A 2833-nucleotide genomic window follows, 5' to 3' on the forward strand; every position below is an offset into this window, starting at 1 on the left:
GTCTCCTCCGGAGACACGACGCGCCGCCCCTACGGGGCGGAGGGACGCCGGCCCCTCCGGGGCCTGGCGGTGGGTAGGCCCGTTCGCTCCGCTCACGGGTGGTAATCGGATGGCGGGGACGGCCTCCGGCCTTACCCCGCTTGTGCGGGTGAACTGGGCTTGTAAAGTTAGGTTTTGTGTTGGTTTGCGGGTCGGGGTGGTCGCGCTCCGCGCTCCCTGCCCTTGGTGAGTGATAACGGAAAGTAGGCGACTAGGAGAAAGGGGGCTGGGTCGCTCAGCCTCGCTGAACGTTCGGCGGGTGACTTCTCTAGGGTATGACATGACGTTAGGAGGTCTATACCTATTTAGTAGATTCAGGGGTTGGACAGGCGTCCACTAGCCTCCCGGAAGCAAATCGAGCAGCGTCCGGTCCAGCCAGCCTGGGGGCTTCGCGTAGCTGGTTGACGGTCACCGGGCCGAAGCGAGCCTGGGGCAGCCGCACAGCGGCAACACGATGAGGGACGGGCGCGGCAGCCCGGCAGTAGTCAGAGCGCGGGTGGCGAACAGATCAAGCGATGGACGGTCCGGCCGGCCGTGATAGTCACACACACCTCGTCTACGGTCGCTGGCCGGAGTGGGCGCCGGCCGGCCGCACAATCTCCACGGTGAACCACCAACTCCGGCTTACCGGGGTCAGGGGCGAGGACGTCTTCGAGGAGCCAGCGCGAGCGGGCGGCTGACTCCGGGTCCGGCTCGGTGACCACCGAGCTGTAGTCCTTGCCGTCCAGTGGCGTACAGGCGCTGGCAGGGACCCAGAACTCCGGGTCCGGCTCAGGTGATACAGGGCCGCCGAGGACTCGCGTGCAGTTCCGCGAGGGGATCTCGTCCTTGCGCTCGAAGTGCTGCAGGAAGGGCGGCGATGTGGGCGTGGCGGCAAGGGGCTAATCGCGGCTGAAGTCGGCGGGGCGCGCGGTGGGTGGCGATGGACCGGGAGCTGGAGTCTTTTCATACAGAATTCGCACGGCACGAGCTGCTATGTCCGTCCTTGGGGTTTCTTGTGTTGCCGGAACCGTCAGGAGCCGATGTGATTGATGCGGTACCGCGCGATAAATCCCCATGCACCCCATGCGACCCAGAGGGTACCAAGCACTAGGGCCAGCACGGGCCGGCGAAGAGTACCAGTGAGATCACCGACCCGAGGCCTAACCCGATGCCAACCGTCAGGAAATTTCTACCTGATTTCATTGAGGCGATTCGCCGGTTATTCCTCATTGGTGCAGCTCCTTCTTTCGCTGGGTTTAACCGCAGTCTCCGCTGTCGCTCTCAGTGCTCCAGGTGCCGTTGGCGCGCACGGTCTGGCGGGCAGTCAGGTTGTGCTTTTCGCCCGGGACAGCGGACCATTGACCGACGCGTACGCTGTGGTGGCTCCCGTGCGAGTTTCCGTTCCACCCGCGGTACGCGCCGGACTGGTCAACGGTTCGCTCGAAACCCCAGCCGCCGAGACGCCCGAGCGCGGTGGTGCTGTTGTAGGTGGCGACCGAAGGGCCGCTGACCCGCGCCCCGTCCCTGCCCAGTACTTTTCCACCGTATACCGGAACAGGCGGTTCCCGAAGGCGTTGTTGTAATCCCGCCTCGAGGTGAGCACGCGGGTGCCGTTCACAGCCTCGGTGCCGAGTTCACCGACTTCGATCACCTCCGCCTCATCCTCCGACACGATCTCCACCGGAATGGTCTCTCCGATCTCCGGGTTGTCGTACGCCTCACGAGCGAAGGATTCGCTGACGCCTGCGACGCTCATAGCGCGAGCCACGAATTCCTTTTCGGACATCAGCATGGCCGAATCGGATCTTTCGTCGGCCTGCGCGGGCAAATCCGCCAGCAAGAACCGGTGAGCACGCAAGCGCGGCGAGGGCGAAGGTTCTGTTCTTGCGGGACATTCCGTCTCCGTTTCACTCAGAGCCTCGGTCGGGCTCAACGGGAGCGAAGTTAATGACCGGGTATAAACGCACAGTAAAATGCGCACTTCGATGGCCGAGTGATCACAAACGGTTGTGAATTTCGTTTCATTTACTGTCCCGTCTCACCGGCTCGTCCGACAGTCAGGTGATCCGGGCGGCCGCGATCCGGTACCACCGCAGAATTCCGCGGGGCGGGATCGTACGCATGAGCACCCCGGCAGGCCAGGCCAATCTCGCCCACACACAGGGCATGCGCCGCTGCTGGTGCGACCGACTTCGGTCGTCTACTTCGTCACCGGCCCGATCGTGCACGTCATCATCGACCTGCCACCGTTTGGAGATCGCGATGCTCGTATCCTCCCGGCCCTGCCCCCGCACTTCCCTGCTGGATGCCGATGCCATCAACCCGTCGATCCGGCACCTTAGCCGCTGCGGGGCAGTGCCTGGGATGAGGCCGGGCCGGTCGAGCCGAGCCGGCCGTATGAGGTCTGGCGCAAGGCCACGAAGACGCCTACAGAACGGCCGGCCCCGGCAAGTTGACCGATCGAGCCGTCAGCGCCGGGTTGACGGCGGGTTTCAGAACACCCCGCTGCCGCCAGAGATCAGATGACTACATGCTGTTAGGCGATAGAGACGAGGACTGCGTGACCAGGAAGCTCAACGACGACTTCTCCAACTCGCTGAACATGTTGCACGGCACCGTGATGCACACCAGCAAGGAAATCAAGGAAGACCTCACCCGCGGTTTCGAAGCCATCCGGACATCCGGCTACTGAGGTTGAACTCGTGATGTCGCATGGTTGCTCAGGTGGGCCGGATGGTCAGGCCGGTCTCGGCGAGGCAGCCGTCTATCAGGTCGCTGCGGTACTGGATGTGCCGTAGGCCACGTCGGATGC

The 2833-nt window shown here is 63.9% G+C and carries 2 protein-coding genes and 1 pseudogene; 1 reads left to right on the forward strand and 2 read right to left on the reverse strand.

Going from position 1 to position 2833, the window contains the following annotated elements:
• Positions 1 to 1345 precede the first annotated feature (1345 nt).
• Positions 1346 to 1813, reverse strand: a complete 468-nt coding sequence (locus tag RM844_RS31960) for a hypothetical protein (protein ID WP_311670956.1) — start codon at positions 1811 to 1813, stop codon at positions 1346 to 1348.
• A 768-nt stretch (positions 1814 to 2581) separates the two neighbouring features.
• Between RM844_RS31960 and RM844_RS31965 the strand changes: the two genes are divergently transcribed.
• Positions 2582 to 2713, forward strand: a complete 132-nt coding sequence (locus RM844_RS31965; protein ID WP_311670957.1) for a hypothetical protein — start codon at positions 2582 to 2584, stop codon at positions 2711 to 2713.
• Positions 2714 to 2741: 28 nt separating this feature from the next.
• Here RM844_RS31965 and RM844_RS31970 read toward each other — a convergent pair.
• Positions 2742 to 2833 (reverse strand): annotated as a pseudogene (locus RM844_RS31970) (transposase); the annotation flags it as partial.

This window comes from Streptomyces chisholmiae (assembly GCF_031845445.1).
Classification (GTDB): domain Bacteria; phylum Actinomycetota; class Actinomycetes; order Streptomycetales; family Streptomycetaceae; genus Streptomyces; species Streptomyces chisholmiae.